The sequence below is a fragment of the Metabacillus rhizolycopersici genome, assembly GCF_020075705.1.
In genome coordinates, this window is sequence record NZ_JAIQUM010000191.1 from 1 (window position 1) to 1,828 (window position 1,828).

Consider the following 1,828-nt stretch of genomic DNA (forward strand, 5'->3'; position numbering starts at 1 on the left):
CTCCCTCTATAAAGAAAGGAATAACTCTGGATTCCTCGCTTATTCTTAAGATTTCATTATGATCTGTATTAGATAGCCATTAAAGCGATGGATGTAAGTTGAAAGTAAGGGTAATTTTGGTACTGTAGAGAAAAAAGGACTTTAGCTACTTAGCCAACCCTATCCAAAAAGTGGATAACTAGTAAAAGTATGGTTGCACTGGTGGATGTCCACATGTCTCATGGAGGTCAACCCTCCCATGTCTCACAGAGTCTATGCTCCAAAATTCCTTCGTCCAACCTTTCCATGAGGTGGATGTCAGTGATGCTGCCCGACAGGATCAAAGTCCGTACTTTAGTTGGTTTACTGACTAATCCGTGCTTCAAATACCTAAATAATAATTTCTAAAAAACCTTTTGAATAACCAACTAATGAACCCTATGCTGCATTCTGTAATGGTGCCAAATGTGGAATATCCTTCAACATTCTTTCTTCACTAAATTCACATTGTTTTGTACCAATTGTAAAAAGAATACGTATGAGCTTATTACATATCGCTATAAGAGACTGCATTTTCTTTAGAGGATTATTTTTTCGTGTTGTAAAATACTCATGTAATGCTTTAAATGCAGTATTCTTAGCTACCAAAGGCATCGCTACTCGGAAGAGGAGAGCTCTGAGTGTTTTCCTGCCTCTTTTTGTAATCTTCGTTTGCCCTTTATGCTTTCCTGAGGTATTCTCTTTTAAACTCAACCCAGCTAATTTAATAATTTGTCTAGGATGAGAATAGTAACTTAAGTTACCTACTTCTGAAAAGAAGCCAGCTACAGTATCTTTGCCGATTCCTGTGATGGCCAACATTTGTTGGACACCTGGGATTCGTTCAAGAAGTCCGTCAATATCAGATTCTAGTTCTTCGAACTTTTCATTTATTAACTCATACTTGTCTAGTAAAGTGCGAAGCTCTAATTTAGCCATTCTTGAACCTTCAAGAATACCAATAGAGTCTTTGGCTACTCGTTTAAGTTCTTGAATTTTACTGAGTCCTACCGCACGTTTCACAGCTTTTCTGAGGTGAACGAGGATCTCTTGTTCTGTGACTTTCTCTAACTCATGTGGTAATAAGTTTAACTTTAATAATTGTAGTGCTGATTTTCCTTCCCAATCCTTAAACACTGTAAGAAATTCAGGAAAATATCGATCCAACCAATTATGAATTTGCCCTTGCACAACCTGCAAGTCTACAGATAAAAGGTCACGTATTTTCCTTGCCACACGAAGTTCTGCATAAACTCCTTGTGGAATATTAGGTTCGGCATATCTTCCATCTTTGACTAACTGTGCAATTACTTTTGCGTCCTTCACATCATTTTTTGTTGGAGAATTATCATCTAATTCTTTAGATTTCTTAACATGCATAGGATTTACAACAACAAACTTAATCTCCTCTTCTCTAAGAAAATGAGCGAGATTAAGCCAATAGTGACCTGTTGGCTCCATTCCAATAATCACGTTATCCATTCCGTGCTTTTCCAATAAATTTTTTATCCAGTCTAAAAAGAGTTCAAAATGATCTTTGGTGTTCTCAAAGTGACAAGCTGATCCAAACTCTATGCCTCTAAAGTCTTGAGCACGTGCTACATGCTTGAATTTGGCAATATCTACACCTACAATTAAGGTGTGAGAAGTTATTTGAGATATCTTATCATTTTGGTTATAATTCATGGTCGAAGACCTCCTGGTATATATGTTTTTGTCCTTTTCGCTGGCCAGCTTTTGGACACTCATATCATACCAAGAGGTTTATTTTTTGTTCAAACCTCATTTTTCTTCATTACAGGAATGCTGC

The 1,828-nt window shown here is 36.9% G+C and carries 1 protein-coding gene; it reads right to left on the minus strand.

The genetic code is table 11. From position 1 onward, the window contains the following. Positions 1–417 precede the first annotated feature (417 nt). On the minus strand, positions 418–1,704 hold the full coding sequence (locus K9V48_RS27835) for an IS110 family RNA-guided transposase (RefSeq protein WP_224142293.1): 1,287 nt from the start codon (positions 1,702–1,704) through the stop codon (positions 418–420). Between the last annotated feature and the right edge of the window lie 124 nt (positions 1,705–1,828).